The 20,124-nt window shown below is 68.0% G+C and carries 20 protein-coding genes; 17 read left to right on the top strand and 3 right to left on the bottom strand.

All coding sequences use genetic code 11. The features are described from left to right. Window positions 1–16 precede the first annotated feature (16 nt). Window positions 17–214, bottom strand: a complete 198-nt coding sequence (locus WJU27_RS08795; protein WP_019918851.1) for a DUF465 domain-containing protein — start codon at window positions 212–214, stop codon at window positions 17–19. 232 nt (window positions 215–446) lie between these two features. Between WJU27_RS08795 and WJU27_RS08790 the strand changes: the two genes are divergently transcribed. The 6 genes from WJU27_RS08790 (at window position 447) to WJU27_RS08765 (ending at window position 3,908) form a co-directional block, all read left to right on the top strand. Next, window positions 447–686, top strand: coding sequence for a DUF3567 family protein (locus WJU27_RS08790; RefSeq protein WP_020164115.1), 240 nt, complete (start codon window positions 447–449; stop codon window positions 684–686). Between the two features lie 92 nt (window positions 687–778). Next, the gene (gene greB, locus WJU27_RS08785; RefSeq protein ID WP_020164116.1) at window positions 779–1,321 is read left to right on the top strand and encodes a transcription elongation factor GreB; all 543 of its coding nucleotides are present in this window, start codon (window positions 779–781) and stop codon (window positions 1,319–1,321) included. 433 nt (window positions 1,322–1,754) lie between these two features. Further along, on the top strand, window positions 1,755–2,213 hold the full coding sequence (locus WJU27_RS08780; RefSeq protein ID WP_341421872.1) for a copper chaperone PCu(A)C: 459 nt from the start codon (window positions 1,755–1,757) through the stop codon (window positions 2,211–2,213). A gap of 380 nt (window positions 2,214–2,593) precedes the next feature. Next, a complete protein-coding gene (locus tag WJU27_RS08775; RefSeq protein WP_341421871.1) occupies window positions 2,594–2,890 on the top strand; it encodes a hypothetical protein in 297 nt (98 codons plus the stop codon). Window positions 2,891–3,048: 158 nt separating this feature from the next. Continuing rightward, on the top strand, window positions 3,049–3,357 hold the full coding sequence (locus tag WJU27_RS08770; protein WP_341421870.1) for a hypothetical protein: 309 nt from the start codon (window positions 3,049–3,051) through the stop codon (window positions 3,355–3,357). Continuing rightward, entirely contained in the window at window positions 3,354–3,908 is a 555-nt protein-coding gene (locus WJU27_RS08765) for an NADPH-dependent FMN reductase (RefSeq protein ID WP_341421869.1), read from the top strand. The genes WJU27_RS08770 and WJU27_RS08765 overlap by 4 nt, the downstream gene beginning before the upstream one ends. A gap of 9 nt (window positions 3,909–3,917) precedes the next feature. Here the strand turns inward: WJU27_RS08765 and WJU27_RS08760 are convergent, their stop codons facing one another. Next, window positions 3,918–5,174 carry a cytochrome P450 gene (locus WJU27_RS08760; protein WP_341421868.1) on the bottom strand — a complete coding sequence of 419 codons (1,257 nt, stop codon included), beginning with the start codon at window positions 5,172–5,174 and terminating at the stop codon, window positions 3,918–3,920. Between the two features lie 221 nt (window positions 5,175–5,395). Between WJU27_RS08760 and WJU27_RS08755 the strand changes: the two genes are divergently transcribed. The 3 genes from WJU27_RS08755 to WJU27_RS08745 are packed head-to-tail and all read left to right on the top strand — an operon-like array spanning window position 5,396 to window position 7,651. Beyond that, window positions 5,396–5,809, top strand: coding sequence for a DUF2795 domain-containing protein (locus WJU27_RS08755; protein ID WP_341421867.1), 414 nt, complete (start codon window positions 5,396–5,398; stop codon window positions 5,807–5,809). Continuing rightward, window positions 5,802–6,527 carry a DUF4254 domain-containing protein gene (locus tag WJU27_RS08750; protein ID WP_341421866.1) on the top strand — a complete coding sequence of 242 codons (726 nt, stop codon included), beginning with the start codon at window positions 5,802–5,804 and terminating at the stop codon, window positions 6,525–6,527. The genes WJU27_RS08755 and WJU27_RS08750 overlap by 8 nt, the downstream gene beginning before the upstream one ends. Further along, window positions 6,524–7,651, top strand: a complete 1,128-nt coding sequence (locus WJU27_RS08745) for a glycosyltransferase family 9 protein (protein WP_341421865.1) — start codon at window positions 6,524–6,526, stop codon at window positions 7,649–7,651. The genes WJU27_RS08750 and WJU27_RS08745 overlap by 4 nt, the downstream gene beginning before the upstream one ends. On the opposite strand, the gene WJU27_RS08740 is transcribed toward WJU27_RS08745, so the two are convergent. After that, window positions 7,584–8,621, bottom strand: a complete 1,038-nt coding sequence (locus WJU27_RS08740) for a glycosyltransferase family 9 protein (RefSeq protein ID WP_341421864.1) — start codon at window positions 8,619–8,621, stop codon at window positions 7,584–7,586. The genes WJU27_RS08745 and WJU27_RS08740 overlap by 68 nt on opposite strands. A gap of 177 nt (window positions 8,622–8,798) precedes the next feature. Between WJU27_RS08740 and egtD the strand changes: the two genes are divergently transcribed. The 8 genes from egtD to WJU27_RS08700 all read left to right on the top strand — a co-directional run bounded on the left by egtD (window position 8,799) and on the right by WJU27_RS08700 (window position 20,096). Then, window positions 8,799–9,881, top strand: coding sequence for an L-histidine N(alpha)-methyltransferase (gene egtD, locus WJU27_RS08735; RefSeq protein WP_341421863.1), 1,083 nt, complete (start codon window positions 8,799–8,801; stop codon window positions 9,879–9,881). 44 nt (window positions 9,882–9,925) lie between these two features. After that, the gene (locus WJU27_RS08730) at window positions 9,926–10,348 is read left to right on the top strand and encodes a hypothetical protein (protein WP_341421862.1); all 423 of its coding nucleotides are present in this window, start codon (window positions 9,926–9,928) and stop codon (window positions 10,346–10,348) included. A gap of 9 nt (window positions 10,349–10,357) precedes the next feature. Continuing rightward, complete coding sequence (glgB, locus tag WJU27_RS08725) at window positions 10,358–12,298, top strand: 1,4-alpha-glucan branching protein GlgB (RefSeq protein WP_341421861.1); 1,941 nt, start codon at window positions 10,358–10,360, stop codon at window positions 12,296–12,298. Next, the gene (locus WJU27_RS08720) at window positions 12,282–14,303 is read left to right on the top strand and encodes an alpha-1,4-glucan--maltose-1-phosphate maltosyltransferase (protein WP_341421860.1); all 2,022 of its coding nucleotides are present in this window, start codon (window positions 12,282–12,284) and stop codon (window positions 14,301–14,303) included. Before glgB ends, WJU27_RS08720 begins: the two co-directional genes overlap by 17 nt. 11 nt (window positions 14,304–14,314) lie before the next feature. Continuing rightward, a complete protein-coding gene (gene treS / locus WJU27_RS08715; protein WP_341421859.1) occupies window positions 14,315–17,665 on the top strand; it encodes a maltose alpha-D-glucosyltransferase in 3,351 nt (1,116 codons plus the stop codon). 136 nt (window positions 17,666–17,801) lie between these two features. After that, complete coding sequence (locus WJU27_RS08710; protein WP_341421858.1) at window positions 17,802–18,965, top strand: hypothetical protein; 1,164 nt, start codon at window positions 17,802–17,804, stop codon at window positions 18,963–18,965. Window positions 18,966–18,991: 26 nt separating this feature from the next. After that, window positions 18,992–19,738 (top strand): ferritin-like domain-containing protein, encoded by a 747-nt coding sequence (locus tag WJU27_RS08705; RefSeq protein ID WP_341421857.1) that lies wholly within the window; start codon window positions 18,992–18,994, stop codon window positions 19,736–19,738. A gap of 46 nt (window positions 19,739–19,784) precedes the next feature. Next, window positions 19,785–20,096, top strand: coding sequence for a hypothetical protein (locus WJU27_RS08700; protein ID WP_341421856.1), 312 nt, complete (start codon window positions 19,785–19,787; stop codon window positions 20,094–20,096). Window positions 20,097–20,124: the final 28 nt, after the last annotated feature.

Here is a 20,124-nt window from a genome sequence, read left to right as displayed (position 1 = left end):
AGGCGTGCGGCTGCGGTCAGGCGATGTCGTCGGGATCGAGCAGACGCTCTATCGTGGCGATGCGATCGCGCAACAATAGTTTTCGTTTCTTCAGCCGTCGCAGCAGCAGTTCGTCGCGCGACTGCACGTCATGCAGGTCGGCGATGGCCTGATCGAGGTCACGGTGTTCGGCGCGAAGCGCGTCCAGCGTGGCGCGCAGTTCCTGTTCTTCCATGCCTGGCGCACTGCCGGGCGGCGGCGCCTACTCCGTTTCGGGGACAGGCCCGGATGTTAGGTGTCACACAGCGGGGGCGCAAGCGCCCTTCAGCAAAGCAGTACCCGGCCGTTAGTTCACTTGAAAGGCGGCGGGTGTGCCCCATCTGCACTGCAGGGACGCGGTGCAGGAAGCTGCGGCGGGCATTCTGCCGTTGCGTGTTGTACAGCCGCACCAGCCAAGGAGAACCATCATGCACATCATGTTCAACAATCCGCTGGTCTATGTGGTCGAGTACGCAGGTCTGGAAGCCGTCGAGGTGATCGACAAGCGCATCGGTCGTGGCGCCCTGATCCGCGACGACGCAGCACGCCGTTTCCGTGAGGAACTGAAGGAACTGGTCGATCACGACGAAGAGGTCGGGCCGGAAGAGTTCGATGCCTTCATGGGGCCGTGGGAGGCGCTGCTGACGCAGCCGGCGATCTACCACTGACGCAACCACCGGCCGCCCGCGGTGTTTCGCCGCAGGCGGCCGCTTCGGTAAGATGCGTGTCCGCAGAACCTGCACGCAGCATCCGCATTCCGATGAGCAAGGCCTTCACCAAGGAAACCGACACCGAAGAGGACGATCCCGAATCGGTCAGTGCGCTGCCACCGGGCAGCAAGAACTACATGACGCTCGCCGGCTACGGCCGTCTGCGGGCCGAACTCGACGAACTGGTGCGCAGCGAGCGCCCACGCATCGTCGAAACTGTGGCCTGGGCCGCCTCTAACGGCGACCGCTCCGAGAACGGCGACTACATCTACGGCAAGAAGCGGCTGCGCGAGATCGATCGCCGCATCCGTTTCCTGATCAAGCGGCTCGAGTCGGCCACCGTGGTCGACCCCAGGGAACAGCAGAACCCGGAACAGGTGTTCTTCGGCGCCACCGTCGATTACGAGGACGAGGACGGCCCGCACACCGTGCAGATCGTCGGCGTCGACGAAGCCAATGCATCCGACGGTCGCATTTCGTGGATATCGCCGCTCGCCCGCGCGCTGCTCAAGGCGCGCGAGGGCGACACCGTGCGCTTCCAGAGCCCGGCCGGACTGCGCGAGATCGAGGTGACCGAGGTGCGCTACGAGTGAGCCTGCACGTGCTCGCGGGCAGGCGTGTGCTCCGGTTGCTGGCGATCGTGCTGTGCGTGGCGCTACTGCCACCGTCGCACGCACGGATGGTGGCTTTCGTCATCGATGGCGCGATCGCGGACAGCATCTGCTCGACGCGCTCCGGCGAACCGGATGCGCCCGCTGCGCTTGCAACGCATTGTCCGTGGTGCTGCAGCACCGGCGGACTGGCTCCGCCGCCGTCGCAAGCGACGGTGCGCATCAGTCCGGTCGTGCTCCGATCGCTCGAAGGCTCTGCGCAGGCACCGCAAGCTGCCGGGCCGCGACCGACCGTGAGGGCGCGCGCTCCGCCGCCTCCGGGCGCCGCACATCAACCTCAGACGGAGCGCGCCTGCGCTCCGGACCTGCTGTCGCCGCCGCGCGGCAGCGAGCCACTTTTTCGGAGTCGGATACGATGAAATCCCTTATTGCAGCCAGCCTGATCGCGTTTGCCAGTGCCGGCGCCCTGGCGCAGGTCACGGTGAAGGATCCCTGGGTGCGTGCCACGGTCGCCCAGCAGAAGGCCACCGGCGCCTTCATGCAACTGACCGCCAGTGCGCCCGCCCGACTGGTCGAGGCACATTCGCCGGTTGCCGGCGTGGTCGAGATCCACGAAATGTCGATGGCCAACAACGTGATGCGCATGCGCGCCGTCGCTGGGCTTGAACTGCCGGCCGGACGCACGGTGGAACTGAAGCCCGGTGGTTACCACGTGATGCTGATGGACCTGAAATCGCCGATTGCCGAAGGCCAGGAGGTGCCGCTCACGCTGGTGTTCGAGCACGCCGACCGCAAGCGTGAAAGTGTGGTGGTCAAGGCGCCGGTACGCGGCCTGGGTGAAGCAGCCGATCATCATCACGGCCACAAGCACTGACAGTTCGTCCCGCGGCCAGCAGGCGCAAGCATGCGTGGATCGCGACCGGTTCGGTTTGAGCCGGAGTGAAGGTAAAGGGAGGAGGCCCGCAGCGATGCGGGCCTTTTTTCGTTCATCCTCCCGACCGGAGCTCGATCAACGGCGCTCACGGCGCCGACGCGACGTTCGTGTCTTACAGATGCCTGCCCGCATGGAATATAGGCGGGTGGCGGCCGAGCCCGAGCGCGCGCTGTCTTCGGCACCTCCCTGCATGTCCTCGCCCGATCGTCGGGCGCCAGTCCTACACCCTGTCGGAACATGGCTACATCCAAATGTCACGAGCTTGCCAGACTGCAAGCAAGGGCATCGTCCCGGTGCCGGCCATCAACAGGAGACTCAAAATGACGCTCACCAGATCCATGGTCGTACTTGCACTCGCCGCGTTTTCCGCATCGGTCTACGCCGAGCCGACTTATCCGAACAAGCATCAGAAGGAAGTGATTCCCGAGGCGCAGCAGTCCGACAGCCAGAAGAAGTTCGAGCCCGAGCAGGACAAGGGCAGCCAGTCCTCCCAGTATCCCAGCAAGCACTCGAACGAGACGGTGCGTGACCGCGACACCAAGAAGAAGGCGTCCGAACGCGCCAGCGAGCGGGAACAGAACGCATCGGGCCAGACCGTCCCGGAACCCCGCAACTGATGTGACCGGGTGCTCGGCCGGCCGCTCGCCGCTTCCGCGGTGAGCGCGCCGGCCGATCTCCATCTGGCGGGTATGCGGATTGCCACCTTCGGACCATGAGCCGTGCCTCCCGCTTTCCAGCGCGTGATGGCGAAGCATGAACCTGGAGGAGAGGCGCGATGGAACCGCTCGATCTGCTGCAGTGGCCGGCGATGGCGACGACATTGATCGCGGCCTGGCTGGTCGCCTCCACATCGGCACGCCGACGCAAGCACGGCTTCTACTGGTTCAGCGCCAGCAACGGTCTGTGGGCGGTGTGGGGTCTGTATGCAGGTGCCTACGCACTGGTGCTGATGCAGCTTGGCCTGTTCGCGCTGAACGTGCGCGGGATGGTGAAGGCAGCGCGTACCGCCAGCAGCGGCGCAGCGGGCGTCCCCCCGGATGGATCGCCGGACGCATCCCCACTTCTTAGGAGACAGGATCGATGACGTCGTACAGGGTTGCACTGATTCCCGGAAGTCTGCGCAAGGACTCGTTCAACCGCCGTCTTGCCCTTGCGATCGGCAAGCTGCTTCCCGATGGGTTCGACACCGTGATGGTGGATATCGGCGTACTGCCGCTGTACAGCGAGGACGACGACAGCGCGCCGGCGCCGGCGGTCAGCCACTTCAAGGCGACGATCGCCGAAGCGCAAGGTGTGCTCTTCGTGACGCCGGAGTACAACCGTTCCATTCCCGGCGTACTGAAGAATGCGATCGACCACGGCTCGCGACCCGCCGGCAAGAGCGTGTGGGCCGGCAAGCCGGCCGGCATCGCCGGCGTTTCGCCGGGCTCGCTCGGTACGGCGCTGGCGCAGCAGCATCTGCGCAACGTGCTGTCGCATCTGGACCTGCCGACGCTCAACGCGCCGGAGCTCTTCCTACGCTATCGCGACGACCTGTTCGACGCGGACGGCGCACTGGCGCGGGGTTCGACCCGTGACCTCGTCAGCACCTGGGTGCAGCGTTACGCCGCCTGGGTACGGCAGCACGCCGCTTGAGGCCGCTTCTCACGCCGCGTCGCGGCGCACGAACCAGATCGGTGCGCGCGGCAGCGCCGGCATCCGTCCGAAATCGATCCGCGCGTCGCGGCCGTCGCGCTGCAACGCCGTGTGCTGAAGCAGGAAGCCGAGGGAGGTCGAGGCGAGCGCAAGCACCGTGTCTTCACCCGGGCAGCGATGATGCTGGAGGACGTCTCCGCTCCCCTGCGGAAGAAAGGCAAATGCGGGCGGATTGCCGCTCGCAAAGCGGGCAGGGTTGAACTGCTCCGGGTGTTCCCACACGCGGGGGTCGTGATGCGTGCCGTAGATTTCCAGCAAGGTGCGGCAGCCTGCTACGAATTGGATTCCCCGCCACTCGAAGGGGCGCCGGACGCGCGCGGCGAGTGCCGGAAAGAACGGATAGTAGCGCCGCACCTCGTTGATGAAGTGATGCAGCAGCGCGGGCGGTGCGCCCTGCAGTTGTGCCGCCAGCGGGGGATGGGTGAGCACGGCGTGGGCGGCCAGCACGACGTAGACCGACACGGCAACCACCGGTCGCAGTACGTTCAGCAGTTCCACCGCGGCCACCCTTGACGCGAGCGGTCTTCCGTCCGCATCCAGCCAGGCTGCGATGCGGGCCAGCGCGCACTCGACCGGGAGCTCGATCTCTCCGGCTCGCAGCGCGTCGATCCGCCGGCTGAGCCAGTTCTCCAGATCGATGCGGGCCATGCGGGCGCGCAGATGGGGTATCAGCCCGCGCGCTGCGTCGTCGAACAGCGACGCCAGCTGGCGGGCGCGTCGCGACAGATCTCCGGTATCGGGCGTCGCACCCGACCATTCGAACACGGCCTGTGCGAGCACGTGCTGGGCGGTGGCGTAGAGCGGCAGCCTTGCTTCGGATCCGCTGCCTTGCAGTGCGGCCATCCAGTGGGCGATGACGCCGTGGCTGAGCGCCGACAGCGCTTCCGCATCCAGCAGGTCGACGAAGAAGCCCTTGCGCGCGCGATGATCGACGCCGTCGAGCTGCTGCACTCCGCCGCGACCGAACAGCGTCGCCGCCACCGGCTCCGGTGCGGCTCCGCGTCGCTCGAACCGGTCCTCGTCGTAGAACAGCGCGGCGGCTTCGCTCCCCACCATGCAGATTACCGGTCTGAGCAGCAGACGGGTTTCGAACATGTCGCACCCCGCGGTCGACGCATGGCGGGAGATGAAGCGGTACGGATCGGACAGGAAGGCGAAGCTGCTGTCGCTGCTTGCAGCCTGCACCAGTGTCGATATGACGGACATGGCGGACCGCCCTGAAAGATGGTGAGCTCCCGCTGCAGCAATCGGGATGCCGGGCGATTGCGTGCCGTGCCGCGCTGAAAAATCTGCGTCCGACATGTAATTCGTGCCCGCCGGTCGCCGTCCTTCCACGCAGTCCTTCCATCCACGCGCCGGTCCTGCCGCCGCCTGCTGACGGGAACCCCGGTTGCTTCGTGCCGGCGGTCACCCCACAGGAGAAGGTCATGAGCGCAAAACAGCAGCAACAGGGCAAGTCGGACAACGATGGCAGGCAACAGGGCGGCCAGAAGACGTCACAGCAACACAGCGGTCAGCGCCAGGAGGGTCACCAGCAGGCGCAGCAGGACGGCCAGAAGTCTGGCCAGCAGCAGGGCGGTCAGCACGACGGGCAGAGATCCTCGCAACGGCATGGCGGCCAGCAGCAGGCCGAGGCACCGGCTGGGCAGCCGGTACCGAATCCGGTACAGATGCAGAAGTTCCTCGGCGGGCTCGATTACCCGGTCAAGCGGGCTGATCTGATCGAGCGCGCGCGCGCCGGGGGCGCGGACGAGAACACGCTGGGAGCGCTGCTGCGCATCCCCGACCGTGAGTACGACAGTCCGGTATCGGTGTCGAAGGAGGTCGGTGATCTTGACTGACACCGCACGCGGCGCGGACGGGCACGCCGAGGGTCAGCCTTCGGCGTGCCCGTCCGCGCTCGGTTTTTCCGCAGCGGACATCATCGCCGCGCACGACGCCTATCTCGATGGTGTACCCCTCGCCCCGCGTGAGCTTGCGGGATGGCGCTGGATCGAGGAGAACCATCGCTGCAATGCCGCGCTGTGGCGCGAAGAGGACAAGGCCCGGCGTACCGACGTGCCGGACGCCGAAATCGTGCGTTGCAAGCGCAGCATCGACCGCTACAACCAGCAACGGAACGACGCGGTCGAGGCGCTCGACGAATGCGTGCTCGGCGCGCTGGCCGGTACCGTCAAGCCGCAGCCGGACGCGCTGCAATCGAGCGAAACGGTGGGTGCGATCATCGACCGCCTGTCCATCCTGTCGCTGAAAATCTTCCACATGGGCCTGCAGACACGGCGCGCCGACGCCAGCGAAGAGCACGTCGCGAAGTGCCGCGCCAAGCTCGACGTGCTGGTCCGGCAGCGGCGCGACCTGGCAGCCTGCCTCGACCGTCTGCTGGAGGGCCTCAGCAGCGGGCGCGCCATCTTCCGCACCTACCGCCAGTACAAGATGTACAACGACCCGGCGCTGAACCCGGAACTGTACGGGCGCAAGGACACTCCGGTCATCACCCCGGCGCGCGACGAGGACATCGGCGTCGATGGAGCTTTCGCACTGCCGGAGCACAGCCGGTGAGCACGGTGCTGCATCCGGCGGCGGAAGACGGCCTGGACCTCGGGGCGGTCGAGCGCATCGCCGTGCTGCGCGCCAATGGCCTCGGCGATTTCATCTTCGCGCTGCCGGCGCTGCGCGCACTGCGGCTGCGCTTTCCGGACGCGCAACTGGTACTGCTCGGCAAGCCGTGGCACAAGCGCTTTCTGACCGGCCGCGGCCCGGTGGTGGACGACGTGGTGGCGTTGCCGCCGATCACCGGCGTCGGGGTGCCGCCGGAGCAGGGCGCGCGCGAGGACCCGCGTGCCATCGACGCCTGCATTGCAGGTCTGCGCGAGCGGCGTTTCGATCTCGCCTTCCAGATGCACGGCGGGGGCCGCTACTCGAACCCCTTCATCGGGCAGATCGGCGCCCGCCACAGTTTCGGCCTGCATACTCCGGACGCCCTCCGCCTGGAGCGTTCGGTGCCCTATATGAGACTGCAGAACGAGCGTCTGCGTCTGCTCGAGGTTGCAGCGCTCGCCGGTGCGCACACCCGGGAGCTCGATCCGCGACTGCCGGTGCTGGTGCGCGACGAGGTGGAGCTGGAGTCTGTTCTCCGTCTGCCGAACGCTCCGCTGGCGGTGCTGAACCCCGGTGCGACCGACCCGCGACGACGCTGGCCACCGGCACGCTTCGCCCGCGTCGGCGACGCGCTGGCCGCCGCCGGTGCGGCCGTCGTCGTACAGGGCGACGTCTCCGAGCGCGTGCTCACGGCCGCCGTCGTCGCCGCGATGACACGGCCGGCGATCGACGTCGGCGGCCGACTGTCGCTGGACGGGCTGGCCGCGCTGCTCGGGCACGCCTGCATCGTGGTCGGCAACGACAGCGGACCGCTGCATCTTGCACAGGCGGTCGGCGCGGCGACGGTGGGTCTTTACTGGCTCGTCAATATTGTCGTGTCCGGCCCGCCGACCGCGCAGCGCCGGCGCGTTGCGTGGTCGGTGACCAGCGACTGTCCGGTCTGCGGTCGCGACAACGTCGCCGTGCGCTGCGAGCACGACCCCTGCTTCGTCGATGACATCACCGAGGACGAAGTGCTCACGCTGACGCTCGATCTGTGGGAGCAGGAGCGTCGCGATCGAGCAGCCCGCGGAGCTGTCGCATGACCTCGGCCTGACCCTGATCGGTGGTCCCGTCGTCCGGCGCCATCACGCACCGATGGCGCGTGCGGTCTTCCGGCGCCCAGCGTTCAAGCTCGGAGCAACGGAAGATGACGACCGACGGCGTGCGCAGCGCAGCCGCAAGGTGGGACACACCGGTGTCGTTGCACACCAGCAGACGGGCACCGCCGATCAGTGCGGCCAGAGCGCCCGCGCTGATCGGCGACGCGGCGTCGATGGCCGGAGCGCGCATCGCCTGGCGCACGCGCGCCGTCAGCGCCTTTTCCTCGCCCGACCCGGTCAGCACGACCGTCCAGCCGGTCAGCGCGTGCACGGCGTCCGCCACTGCGGCGAAGCGTTGCGCCGGCCAGCGCCGCCGCGGATCGCGTGCGCCGGGGTGGATGCAGACGTAGGGGCGGCCGGCCAGCGCGAAGGCGATACCGCTGGTCGCCAGTTCCGAGTGGTCGGCCGACAGCAGCGGAAATTCCAGCCTGCGGTACGAGGATGGCGCGCCGAGATGGTCCATCAGTGCAAGCAGCCGCCCGACCTCGCTGCCGCGCGTCGGGTAGGGCAGACAGCTTCCGTTCTCGTCCGGCTGGCCGAAGCCCGCCTGACGCGCAGCGCCGAACAGCGCCACGACCGGGTTCGAAAGCCAGCCGCTGCCGTGCATCTGTATGGCCAGATCGAAACCTCGCGTCTGCGCCTCCGCGACGAAGGCGGGAATCGCCGACAGATCGGGTGCCCGCTCTGGCAGGCCGGGAAAGCCGGGAAAGGCCAGGAAGTCGTCGATGTAATGCGGAAAACGTGCGGCGAGTCCGGCTGCCCAGGGCAGGCCGACAAGCGTGATCGCTGCGTCGGGACAGCGCATGCGCAGCGCGCGCAGCGACGGAATGGCGCACAGCATGTCGCCGAGCTGAAGCGCCCGGAACACGACGATGTTGCGCGGACGGATGCGACTCAGAAGCGGTGCGTGCATGACGGTTCTCCGGTGGCGGACCGCGATGCCCTGCAATTGGCGGACCGGGGGCGGACCGGGAACGCCGATTGCTGCGCTCGCTGCAGCTCCGCGTCCGTCGTGCCGCCACCCTGCGTGGCCGCCACGGTCGCGGCTTCACGCGGCGGCGACGGCGCCGCACTGGCGAAAGGACGGGCGATGACGGACAAACGAGAAGACACGATGCCGGCCGGATGGTCGCAGCTGGCAGGATTTCCCGGTGGCGGCATCTTCGGTCGCGGCCGGCGCGGCCGCCTGGCCCCGCTGTCGGCGTCGCGGCCTGCAGGCGCGGCGAAGCCGCCCGCGGGCGCGGTGGGCCGGACAGCCTTCGCGCGCGAGCTGCTCGCCGGCCTGCAGCAGCCGCGCAAGACCACACCGTGCAAATACTTCTACGACGCGTGTGGCGCCGCGCTGTTCGAACAGATCTGCGCGCAGCCGGAGTACTACCTGACGCGGGCCGAACTGTCGCTGCTCACCCGCCACGCGACGCGCCTGACCGAGTGCATCGGCGACGACGCGGAACTGATCGAGTTCGGCGCCAGCTCACCGGTCAAGGCGTCGGTGCTGCTGCACGTGATGCGCCAGCCGGCCGCTTACGTGCCGGTCGACATTTCGGGCGGGGCGCTGCTCGAGACGGCGGGCGCCATTTCCACCGCCTTTCCCGGTCTCGACGTGCGTCCGCTGATGGCCGACTACACCGGCGATACCGCGCTGACGCACGCGCTGGATCCAAAGCGCCGGCGCGTCGGTTTCTTCCCGGGCTCGTCGCTGGGCAACTTCGAACCGGATGAGGCACTGGCCTTCCTGATCCGGCTGCGCAAGCTGCTGCAGGGCGGTGGCCTGTTGATCGGCGTGGACCTGGTCAAGGATCCGACCCGGCTGCACGCCGCATACAACGACGCCGCCGGGGCGACGGCGGCCTTCAACCGGAATGTGCTGGTGCGCGCGAACCGGGAGCTGGGCGCCGACTTCAGGCCGGAGCAGTTCGCCCACTACGCCTTCTACGACCCGGTCGCCCGCCGCATCGAGATGCATCTGGTGAGCCTGTGCGATCAGGACGCCCATGTGGCCGGCCGCACGCTGCACTTCGACGAGGGCGAATCGATACGCACCGAGTATTCGCACAAGTACACGGTGCCGGACTTCCGCGCACTGGCCACCCGGGCCGGCTTCCGCCCGCGGCTCAGCGTCATCGACAGCGAGGGCCTGTTCAGCCTGCACTGGCTGGAGTCGCCCGCCTGAGCGGGCTACCGCCCCGTTTTCCTTTCGTCACCACAGGAGCTGCCATGTTGCCGACCACCGCCGAACGCGTCCCGATGAACACATCCGAAGCCGTGAACGAACTCATCCGTACGCGCACGCTGAGGAATCTCGACCGCGCCGCGCTCGGCGACCGCGGCACGATAGACCGGCGGCTGGCCGAACTGGACAGCGAGTGGGACATCGAACGCTGTCTCGAGGTGAATGCCGCGTCGGCGTCGATTGCCGGCTGCCTGCTCGGGCTGTTCGTGAGCAGGCGGTTGTTTGTCGTGCCCGCGCTGGTCGGCGGCTTCCTGCTGCAGCACGCGCTGCAGGGCTGGTGTCCGCCGCTGCCGCTGATGCGCCGGCTCGGCGTGCGCACGCTGAGCGAGATCGATGACGAGCGGCAGGCGCTGCTCGCCTTGCGCGCCCGCAAGTCGGCCGACGGACTCGGCCGCACGCTGCGCTGAGGGCGCCGCATGACCGAATCCGCAGGCAAGGCAGGCGGCAGCCTGTTCAGTGGCGACGACATCTATCTTTTCCGCGAGGGCTCGCATGCGCGGCTGTACCAGCGGCTGGGCTGTCATCTCGGCTCGCCGCGGCCGGGCGACGGTGATCGTGGCGACGCCCGCTTCGCCGTCTGGGCGCCGAACGCCCGGGCGGTCGAGGTGGTCGGCGACTTCAACGGCTGGTCGCATGGTCACCCGCTGCAGGCGCGGCTCGACGACTCGGGCATCTGGGAAGGATGCGTGCCGGGCGTAAGCCGGGGCGACGCCTACAAGTACCGCATCCATCGCGCCGACGGTCACGTCATCGACAAGGCCGATCCGTTCGCCTTCTTCTGCGAACAGCCCCCCGCCACGGCGTCGCGCGCCTGGCGCTTCGAGTACGAGTGGAAGGACGCCGCATGGATGGCGTCGCGCGCGGCACGGCAGGCGGCCGACGCGCCGATCAGCATCTACGAGGTCCATCTCGGCTCGTGGCTGCGGCCGCACGAGGGCACGCTGCCGACCTACCGCGACATCGCGCAGCGGCTGGCCGACTACGCCTGCGACATGGGCTTCACCCACGTCGAACTGATGCCGGTGAGCGAGCATCCGTTCTACGGCTCCTGGGGCTATCAGTGCACCGGCTACTTCGCGCCAAGCTCGCGCTACGGCACGCCCGAGGACTTCATGTTCCTGGTGGATACGCTGCACCAGGCCGGTCTCGCCGTCATCCTCGACTGGGTGCCGTCGCACTTCCCGGCGGACGCGCACGGTCTGGCGGTATTCGACGGTACCCACCTGTACGAGCACGTCGACCCGCGGCAGGGCTTTCACCCGGAATGGCATTCCTGCATCTTCAACTACGGCCGGCACGAGGTGTGCGCCTTCCTGCTGTCGAGCGCGCTGTTCTGGATCGACCGCTACCACGTCGACGCGCTGCGCGTCGATGCCGTCGCTTCGATGCTCTACCTCGATTACGCCCGGCGCGACGGAGAGTGGGTGCCCAACCGCTACGGCGGGCGCGAGAACCTCGATGCGGTGGCCTTCCTGCGCAGTTTGAACCAGGCGGTCGCGCGCGATCACCCGGACGTGCTGACCATCGCCGAGGAATCGACCTCCTGGCCCATGGTGTCGCGCGCGGTGCATCTCGGCGGTCTGGGCTTCAGCCAGAAATGGAATATGGGCTGGATGAACGACACGCTGGCCTATCTGCGGCATGACCCGGTGCACCGTCGCTTCCATCACGGCGCCGTCACGTTCTCGATCTGGTACGCCTTCCAGGAGAACTTCCTGCTGCCGCTGTCGCACGATGAAGTCGTGCATGGCAAGGGTTCGCTGCTGGCGCGCATGCCGGGCGACGAGTGGCAGCGCTTTGCCGGCCTGCGCGGCCTGTTCGGTTACATGTGGGCGCATCCGGGCAAGAAGCTGCTGTTCATGGGCGGCGAATTCGGCCAGTGGCGCGAGTGGGCGCATGAGGGACAGCTCGACTGGCATCTGCTGGACCATCCGCTGCACGCCGGCCTGCGCCGCTGGGTGGCCGATCTGAACCGCATCTACCGGAGCTGCCCGGCGCTGCACGAACTGGACTTCGACGCCGCCGGCTTCCGCTGGGCGGTGGCCGACGACGCCGACAACAGCGTGCTCGCCTTCCTGCGTCTCGCCCGCGACGGCCGCTGCCTGCTCGCGGTCTGCAACTTCACGCCGGTGCCGCGCACGCACTACAGCGTCGGCGTGCCGCACGGCGGCAACTGGCGCGAACTGCTGAACAGTGACGCCGCACTCTACGGCGGCAGCGGTGCCGGCAATTTCGGCAGCACGCAGGCGGTCCCGGTGCCGATGCACGGGCAGCCGTGGTCGCTGAATCTGACGCTGCCGCCGCTGGCGGTGCTGTGGCTTGTTCCGGAGGACGAACACGATGGATCATCTGCCTGATCTTCCGGCCGAGGGCCGCATTCGGGCCGTCGTGTCCGACCTGATGCCGGCAGTCGACGGCGGCCGCTTCGCGGTGAAGCGCAGCCTCGGTGAAACGCTCACCGTGGAGGCGAGCTGCTTTGCCGACGGCCATGACTCGGTGCTGGCGCTTCTGTGCTGGCGGCGCGACGACGAGAGCGCGAACAGCTGGCACGCGGTGCCGATGCAGCCGCTGGGCAACGACCGCTGGCGCGCGACGCTGCGCCCCGATCGCTGCGGGCGCTGGTGGTATTCGGTGTCGGCCTGGGTCGACCCCTTCCGTTCGTGGCGTTCGCAGATGGCGCGCCGTACCGACGACGCCGACATCCGCCTCGCCGCACTCGAGGGCGCATCCCTGGCCGAAGCGGCGGCATTGCGCGCGGGCGAGGCGCTGGCCGACCGCAACCAGCTGCTGCGCTGGGCGGAGCGACTGCGCAATGACGGTGCGCACGCCGACGCGCCGGCGCTGAAGGCGCTCGCTCTGGACGATACGATGGCCGAGGTCGCCGCCCGCCATCCCGACCGTCGCTGGCCGGCTGTCCATCCACCGATGCCGCTTGATGTCGACCGCGCGCTGGCGCGCTTCAGTGCCTGGTACGAACTGTTCCCGCGCTCGCTCGGCGAGGGCGGCCGGCACGGCCGCTTCGACGACGTGATCGCGCGGCTGCCGGCGATTGCCGCGATGGGCTTCGACGTGCTCTACCTGCCGCCGGTGCATCCGATCGGTCGGGTGCGGCGCAAGGGACGGAACGGCGTGGTCGTCGCCGGACGCGACGAGCCGGGCAGTCCGTGGGCGATCGGTGCGGCCGAAGGCGGCCACACCGCAGTGCATCCGCAGCTCGGCACGCTCGACGATTTCCGCCGTCTGGTCGGCGAAGCGAAGCGCCATGGCGTCGACATCGCGCTGGACATTGCGCTGCAGTGCGCGCCCGATCACCCGTGGGTGACCGACAGTCCGCAGTGGTTCCGTCGTCGCCCGGACGGCAGCGTCCAGTACGCCGAGAATCCGCCGAAGAAGTACCAGGACATCTATCCCTTCGATTTCGAGTGCGAGGACTGGCGCGGTCTGTGGGAGGCGCTGGCCGGCATCTTCCGGCACTGGATCGCGCAGGGCGTCAAGGTGTTCCGGGTGGACAACCCGCACACCAAGTCCTTCGCTTTCTGGGAGTGGCTGATCGGTACGCTGCGCCGCGAGCACGCGGATCTGGTGTTCCTGTCCGAGGCCTTCACGCGACCGCAGGTGATGCACCGCCTGGCCAAGCTCGGCTTCAACCAGTCCTACACCTATTTCACCTGGCGCAACACGCGCGCCGAGCTGACCGACTACCTGGAGGAACTGAGCGCAGGGCCGGGACGCGACTACTTCAGGCCCAATCTGTGGCCGAACACGCCGGACATCCTGCCCGAGTACCTGCAGAGCGGCGGTCGCCCCGCCTTCGTCGCGCGGCTCGTGCTGGCGGCAACGCTGGGCACCAGCTACGGCATCTACGGGCCGGCCTTCGAGCGCATGGAGGCACGCCCGCGCGAGCCGGGCAGCGAGGAGTATCTCGACTCCGAGAAGTACCAGCTGCGCGAGGGCGGACACGCCGACGGCGACGGACTGGCGCCGCTGATCACCACCATCAACCGCATCCGTCGCGACAACCCCGCGCTGCAGTTCCCGGGCGGCCTGCGTTTCCTGCCGGTCGACAACGAACAGCTGATCGCCTTCGCGAAGCACGATCCGGCGAGCGGCAACGCCGTCGTCGTCGTCGTCAATCTGGATCCGCATCACGTGCACACCGGCTGGCTCGAACTCGATCCGGCGGCGTACGGCGGCGGTGACGACGAGGGCAGCGTGCAGATGCACGACCTGCTGGGCGGCGAGCGCTATCAATGGACACCGGGACGCAACTTCGTGCGGCTCGATCCGCAGCGTCTGCCGGCGCACGTGTTCCAGGTGCGGCGGCGCGTGCGCAGCGAGCGCGATTTCGACTACTACCTTTGACCGGAGGCGCCATGGATCGCATCGACGCCGGCGCTGCCGGCCCGCTCCACCCGCAGCCGGCGGACGACCCGCTGTGGTTCAAGGACGCGGTCATCTACGAACTGCACGTCAAGGCCTTCTTCGACTCGAACGACGACGGCGTCGGCGATTTCGCCGGTCTGACGCAGAAGCTCGACTACATCCGCGATCTCGGCGTGGACACGCTGTGGTTGCTGCCCTTCTACCCGTCGCCGCTGAAGGACGACGGCTACGACGTGGCCGACTACCACGGCGTGCTGCCGGCCTACGGCACGCGCGCCGACTTCCGCCACTTCGTGCGCGAGGCGCACCGCCGCGGCCTGCGCGTGATCACCGAGCTGGTGATCAACCACACCTCTGACCAGCATCCCTGGTTCCAGGCCGCCCGCCGCGCACCCAAGGGGTCGTCCAAGCGCGACTACTACGTGTGGAGCGACGACCCGAAGCGCTACGCCGGTACGCGCATCATCTTCACCGATACCGAAACGTCGAACTGGACCTGGGATCCGGTCGCCGGCGCCTATTACTGGCACCGCTTCTTCAGTCACCAGCCCGATCTCAATTTCGAGAATCCGCGCGTACTGCGCGCGGTCCTGCGCACGATGCGCTTCTGGCTGGACATCGGCGTCGACGGCTTCCGTCTCGATGCCGTGCCCTACCTGCGCGAGCGCGAGGGCACGACCAACGAGAACCTGGCGGAGACGCACGCCACCATCCGCGAAATCCGCCGCGTCATCGACGAACACTATCGCGGCCGCATCCTGCTGGCCGAAGCCAACCAGTGGCCGGAGGACGTGCGCGAATATTTCGGTGACGGCGACGAATGCCACATGGCCTATCACTTTCCGCTGATGCCAAGACTGTTCATGGCGCTGGCGCAGGAGGACCGCTATCCGGTCACCGACATCATGCGGCAGACGCCGGACATACCGGAGAACTGCCAGTGGGCCATCTTCCTGCGCAATCACGACGAACTGACGCTGGAAATGGTGACCGATCGCGAGCGCGACTACATGTGGCAGTTCTTCGCCAACGATCCGCGCATGCGGCTCAACGTCGGCATCCGTCGCCGCCTGGCGCCGCTGCTGGAGAACAGCCGCGACCGCATCGAACTGATGTCCTTCCTGCTGTTCACGCTGCCCGGCTCGCCCATCGTCTATTACGGCGACGAGCTGGGCATGGGGGACAACGTCTATCTGGGCGACCGCAATGGCGTGCGCACGCCGATGCAATGGACCTCAGACCGCAACGCCGGCTTTTCGCGCGCCGACCCGCAGCAGCTCTATCTGCCGCCCATCATGGACCCGGTCTATGGCTATCCCGCGATCAACGTCGAGGCGCAGGCGCGCAACCCGCATTCGCTGCTCAACTTCACCCGCCGGCTGATCGCGATGCGGCGCAGCCTGCGCGCTTTCGGCCGCGGTTCGCTGGTGTTCCTCGAACCGGGCAACCGCAAGGTGCTGGCCTATCTGCGCGAGTACGTCGATGACGACGGCAACGAACAGCGCGTGCTGTGCGTGGCCAACCTCGCGCGCACGCCGCAGGCGGTCGAACTCGATCTGGCGCGTCACGAGGGCAGGGTGCCGATGGAGATCAGCGGACGCGCGGCCTTTCCGCCGGTCGGCCGTCTGCCCTACCTGCTCACCTTGCCCGGTCACGGCTTCTACGCCTTCGAACTGTCGGCCCAGGCGCCGCCGCCCGAATGGCACGAGGACCGCATGCCGCAGCCCGATCTGCCCATCCTGGTGCTGACCCATGGCTGGGAAACCTTTGTCGGCGGCGACGGCGGCAGTCCGGTGCGCAGCGTCATCGCGCGGCGCAACCGCGAACGCCTGCTCGACGAAGCCATGCTGCCCTTCCTGCGCACGCGCCGCTGGTTCGCGGCAAAGTCCGCGACGCCGACACGGGTAAGTCTGGACGAGGTGCGCGAGTGGCGCGCCAATGGCGGCTCGTGGCTGTTGTCGGTACTGCGTGTCGAATTCGCGGACGGCGCGCCCCAGTACTACTTCCTGCCGCTGGCGACGGCGTGGGAGGACGAGGCTGATTACCCGGTGGACCGCGTCGGCGGCGCGGCGCTGGCCCGCGTGCGCGAGCAGGCGCGCATGGGTCTGCTGTACGACGCCTTCGCCGACGTGCTGTTCTGCCGGGCCTTCGCCGACGCGCTCGAACGCGCGGACACGCTGCCGCTGGCGGCTGGCAAGCTGGTTTTCAGTCGCCAGGCGGGCTGGGCCGAACTGCGGCCGGCGCCCGACGACGAGGTCCGGCCGGCGGCGGCTGACCAGACCAACACCGGCGTGTTCATGGGCCCGCGTCTTTACCTGAAGGCCTACCGGCTGTTGCAGCCCGGTCTGAATCCGGAGATCGAGATCGGCCGTTTCCTTGCCGCACGCGGTTTTCCAGGCACCCCGCAGCTGGCCGGTGCGGTTGAATACGAGGCCGCCGATTGCCGGCGCTGCGCGCTGGCAATCGCCCAGCAGCGCGTCGACAACCAGGGTACGGCGTGGGACTACGCGCTCGAACACTTCGCGCGCATGTTTTCCAGCGATGCATGGCCGGGCAGCGTCGAACCGATGGACGAGTACCCGGGGCTGAACCGGATATTCATGCTGCAGATGAGCGCGCTGGGCAAGGCTGTCGCCGATCTGCACGCCGCCCTGGCCGATGCCGGAAGCGATCCGGCCTTCGCGCCGCTGCCACTGGCCGCCGCCGAGGCGGAGACGATGCGCGAGCGCGTGCTGCTGGAGCTGGAGCGCAGCTTCGCGCAGCTGGAGGGCGCGCGCGACCGCCTCGATCGCCAGACCGCCGACGACATCGCGCTGCTGCTCGCCCAGCGCGAGGTGCTGCGCCAGCAGCTGATGGCACTGCCGCTCGACGCGAGCGCGATGCGCTGCATCCGCATCCATGGCGATCTGCATCTCGGGCAGGTGCTGCGCGCGCAGGAGGCATTCATCATCGTCGACTTCGAGGGCGAGCCCGCGCGCCCGGTGGACGCTCGCCGCGGCAAGCAGCTGGCATTGCGTGACGTCGCCTGCATGATCCGCTCGATCGATTACGCGATCAGGACGGCCGCGCAGCGGGTGCTGCACACCCAGCCCGAGCGCGCGGGCGAACTGGCGACGATGGCGAGCGCGGCCTGTGCCGACTCGGTCGCCGCCTTCCTGAGCGGCTACTCGGGTGGCGATTCGCTGCCGGCGGCGGCCGGCGACTTCCTTGAACTGTTCTCGCTCGAACGTCTGCTCTACGAACTGCGCTACGAACTGGACAACCGGCCTGACATGGTCGGTCTGCCGCTGGGCGCGCTGATCGAAGCGAGCGGAGCGGAAAAAACGTTTCCCGCGCTGTAATTCCTACCGGAGACGGCACGCCGTCTCCGCACCCGCTGCCGGCCGCGGCGGGAACACCCCTTGCAGGCATCCGGACAGGCAGCGCTTCGCCGCTGCATTCCGACATGTGTTTCGTCGCAAGAAGTGGAGACCCCAGATGAATCTTCTCGACCACAAGGGCGTGCCGCTCGACAAGCAGGGACTGACCTGGAAGGAGATGGCCGGCCAGCCCATCAGCAAGCTTGACGACGAGGCCTTCACGCGCGTCCGCATCATCCTGATGAACGGCATCGAACTGGATGCCCTGCGCCTGTCGCATATCGGGGCGCGGATGAACGCCGATCTGCGATTGCCGCTGGCGCGCGTGCGGCGCATCGAACAGCATCAGGCGACCGCGGTGAACTGGCTGATCGGCGCCGACCATTCGCCGCTCGAAACAACCATCGCCTACGAGCAGGTGGCCATCGAGGTGACGGCGGCGGTGGCGCAGCAGGAGCCCGATCCCTACCTTGCTCAGGTGTACCGCTTCGGCCTGCTGGAGGACTTCGATCACCTCTACCGCTATTCGGCGCTGCTCGACCGGATGGAGGGCAAGGACGCCAACAACATCCTGCAGGGCAATACCGACATCGTGCCCGGGCGTCCGACGGTGGATGAACACCGCGCGCCGGAGGACGACCTGCGTCACCCCTATGGCGCGAAAGCCGATCTGCTGTCGAAGCTGCACGCGACCATGATCACCGCGGCCGAGTACCAGACGCACGACTACTACATGACGATAGGCCCGACCTTCGCCGACCCGGTGGCGCGTCAGCTCTACGCCGAAATCGCGTCGATCGAGGAACAGCACGTGACCCAGTACGGTTCGCTGCTGAATCCGCGGCAGAGCTTCCTCGAGCTGTGGCTGCTGCACGAGGCGGCCGAGGTCTATGGCTACTACAGCTGCGCGCAGTCGGAGAGCAATCCGCGCCTGCGTGCGATGTGGGAGCGCTTCTGCGACTACGAACTGGGTCACCTCCACCTCGTCTGCGAGCTGATGAAGGAGCACGAGCGGCGCGATCCGGCCGAGGTGCTATCGCGCGAACTGCCGGCGCCCTTGCCCTTCCACAGCCAGCGCGAGTTCGTGCGCGAAGTGCTGGCGACCGAGGTGGACCTGCGCGCCAGCGGCCCGGACTTCGTACCGGTCGAGCAGGAGAATCCCGCGTCCATCGCCTATCGCGAGCGCATCAACGCCGACGGTTCGCCGTCGACCGAAGTGGCGGCCGCCTATCGCTGGACGGCCGGTACCGAGCTGAACCGTCCGCTCGCCCGCGCCGCGTGACCCCTCGCCGACAAGGAGTACGACAAATGGAGAACGTGACCCGCAGCGGTTTCAACCGCACCGGCGCGCAGACCTCGCTGCACACGGTGCAGAACATGCAGACCTTCGCCGACGAACAGTCCCCTTCCGGACCGGCGCACATCGACGGTGTGCTCGAAGGGCGTTCGATCGCGTCGGTGCGCGCCGAATTCGTCCACGAGGCCGAGCGTATCGGCTCGGTCCCGATACCGACCACGCTGACCGGCGTGCTGGCGACCGGGCTGTCCAAGCTGACCGGCCGCCGGCCCGAGGTGCTGGTCGACAAGCTGGGCGAGCGGCTGGCTTTCGAGCGCACCGGCGTGCGCCTCTACCAGGCCCTGATCGACAAGGCCGAGGCGGTGCAGGCAGACGTCGCGCTGCCGTTCGCGATCGGCGAACTGAAGCACATCCGCGACGAGGAGCTGGAGCACATGCACATCGTCACCTCGGCGCTCGAAGGACTGGGCGCCGACCCGACCGCGCAGACCCCGTGTGCCGACGTGGCCGGTGTCGCCAGCAGCGGCGCCATGCAGGTGCTCAGCGATCCGCGCACGACGATCGCCCAGTGCCTCGAAACCATCCTGTCGGTCGAGCTGACGGACGGTGCCGGCTGGGATCTGCTGATCCGCCTGTCCGGTTCCGCCGGGCAGGACGAGCTGATCAAGCCCTTCCGCGAGGCGCTCGCCCGCGAGCAGGAACACGCCCAGCAGGTGAAGGGCTGGCTGGAACACGCCGTCGTCGACGATCTGGATTGACGGCACCCGCGGCCTACGGGCCGCCTTTTCTCAGGAGGACGAACAGATGACCACATCGAGCACCAGTGCAACCGAAGCCAGGCCCCACGCCACCGACGAAGTGAAGGTCTATTCGGGCGACACCGGCCACCCCATTGTTGACGACTACGGTGGCGACGCCGGCGAGGAACTGATGGGCAGCGAGTCGACCCGGCTGCAGCGTTGCCGCGAACAGCTTTCACACATGAGCGAGCACTGCCGCGAACGGGTGCAGGCGCGTCCGTTCACCGCGCTCGCGCTGGCGTCCTTCGTCAGCGCAGCGGTCGGCGTCTGCCTCGGCATGAAGATGCACCGCAGCTCGCGCTGGCACTGGCACTGAAGCGCGGCAAGCGGAACCGGACGAGGAG

This window comes from Methyloversatilis sp. NSM2 (genome assembly GCF_038066675.1).
In the GTDB taxonomy this organism is placed as follows: Bacteria; Pseudomonadota; Gammaproteobacteria; order Burkholderiales; family Rhodocyclaceae; genus Methyloversatilis; species Methyloversatilis discipulorum_A.
This window is presented reverse-complemented; position numbering and strand designations above follow the sequence as displayed.

What these genes read in the sequence shown, in the direction of transcription:
- WJU27_RS08795 (WP_019918851.1), bottom strand. Translation starts at nt 214, where the DNA reads ATGGAAGAACAGGAACTGCGCGCCACGCTGGACGCGCTTCGCGCCGAA.
- WJU27_RS08790 (WP_020164115.1), top strand. Translation starts at nt 447, where the DNA reads ATGCACATCATGTTCAACAATCCGCTGGTCTATGTGGTCGAGTACGCA.
- greB (WP_020164116.1), top strand. Translation starts at nt 779, where the DNA reads ATGAGCAAGGCCTTCACCAAGGAAACCGACACCGAAGAGGACGATCCC.
- WJU27_RS08780 (WP_341421872.1), top strand. Translation starts at nt 1,755, where the DNA reads ATGAAATCCCTTATTGCAGCCAGCCTGATCGCGTTTGCCAGTGCCGGC.
- WJU27_RS08775 (WP_341421871.1), top strand. Translation starts at nt 2,594, where the DNA reads ATGACGCTCACCAGATCCATGGTCGTACTTGCACTCGCCGCGTTTTCC.
- WJU27_RS08770 (WP_341421870.1), top strand. Translation starts at nt 3,049, where the DNA reads ATGGAACCGCTCGATCTGCTGCAGTGGCCGGCGATGGCGACGACATTG.
- WJU27_RS08765 (WP_341421869.1), top strand. Translation starts at nt 3,354, where the DNA reads ATGACGTCGTACAGGGTTGCACTGATTCCCGGAAGTCTGCGCAAGGAC.
- WJU27_RS08760 (WP_341421868.1), bottom strand. Translation starts at nt 5,174, where the DNA reads ATGTCCGTCATATCGACACTGGTGCAGGCTGCAAGCAGCGACAGCAGC.
- WJU27_RS08755 (WP_341421867.1), top strand. Translation starts at nt 5,396, where the DNA reads ATGAGCGCAAAACAGCAGCAACAGGGCAAGTCGGACAACGATGGCAGG.
- WJU27_RS08740 (WP_341421864.1), bottom strand. Translation starts at nt 8,621, where the DNA reads ATGCACGCACCGCTTCTGAGTCGCATCCGTCCGCGCAACATCGTCGTG.
- egtD (WP_341421863.1), top strand. Translation starts at nt 8,799, where the DNA reads ATGACGGACAAACGAGAAGACACGATGCCGGCCGGATGGTCGCAGCTG.
- WJU27_RS08730 (WP_341421862.1), top strand. Translation starts at nt 9,926, where the DNA reads ATGTTGCCGACCACCGCCGAACGCGTCCCGATGAACACATCCGAAGCC.
- glgB (WP_341421861.1), top strand. Translation starts at nt 10,358, where the DNA reads ATGACCGAATCCGCAGGCAAGGCAGGCGGCAGCCTGTTCAGTGGCGAC.
- WJU27_RS08720 (WP_341421860.1), top strand. Translation starts at nt 12,282, where the DNA reads ATGGATCATCTGCCTGATCTTCCGGCCGAGGGCCGCATTCGGGCCGTC.
- treS (WP_341421859.1), top strand. Translation starts at nt 14,315, where the DNA reads ATGGATCGCATCGACGCCGGCGCTGCCGGCCCGCTCCACCCGCAGCCG.
- WJU27_RS08710 (WP_341421858.1), top strand. Translation starts at nt 17,802, where the DNA reads ATGAATCTTCTCGACCACAAGGGCGTGCCGCTCGACAAGCAGGGACTG.
- WJU27_RS08705 (WP_341421857.1), top strand. Translation starts at nt 18,992, where the DNA reads ATGGAGAACGTGACCCGCAGCGGTTTCAACCGCACCGGCGCGCAGACC.
- WJU27_RS08700 (WP_341421856.1), top strand. Translation starts at nt 19,785, where the DNA reads ATGACCACATCGAGCACCAGTGCAACCGAAGCCAGGCCCCACGCCACC.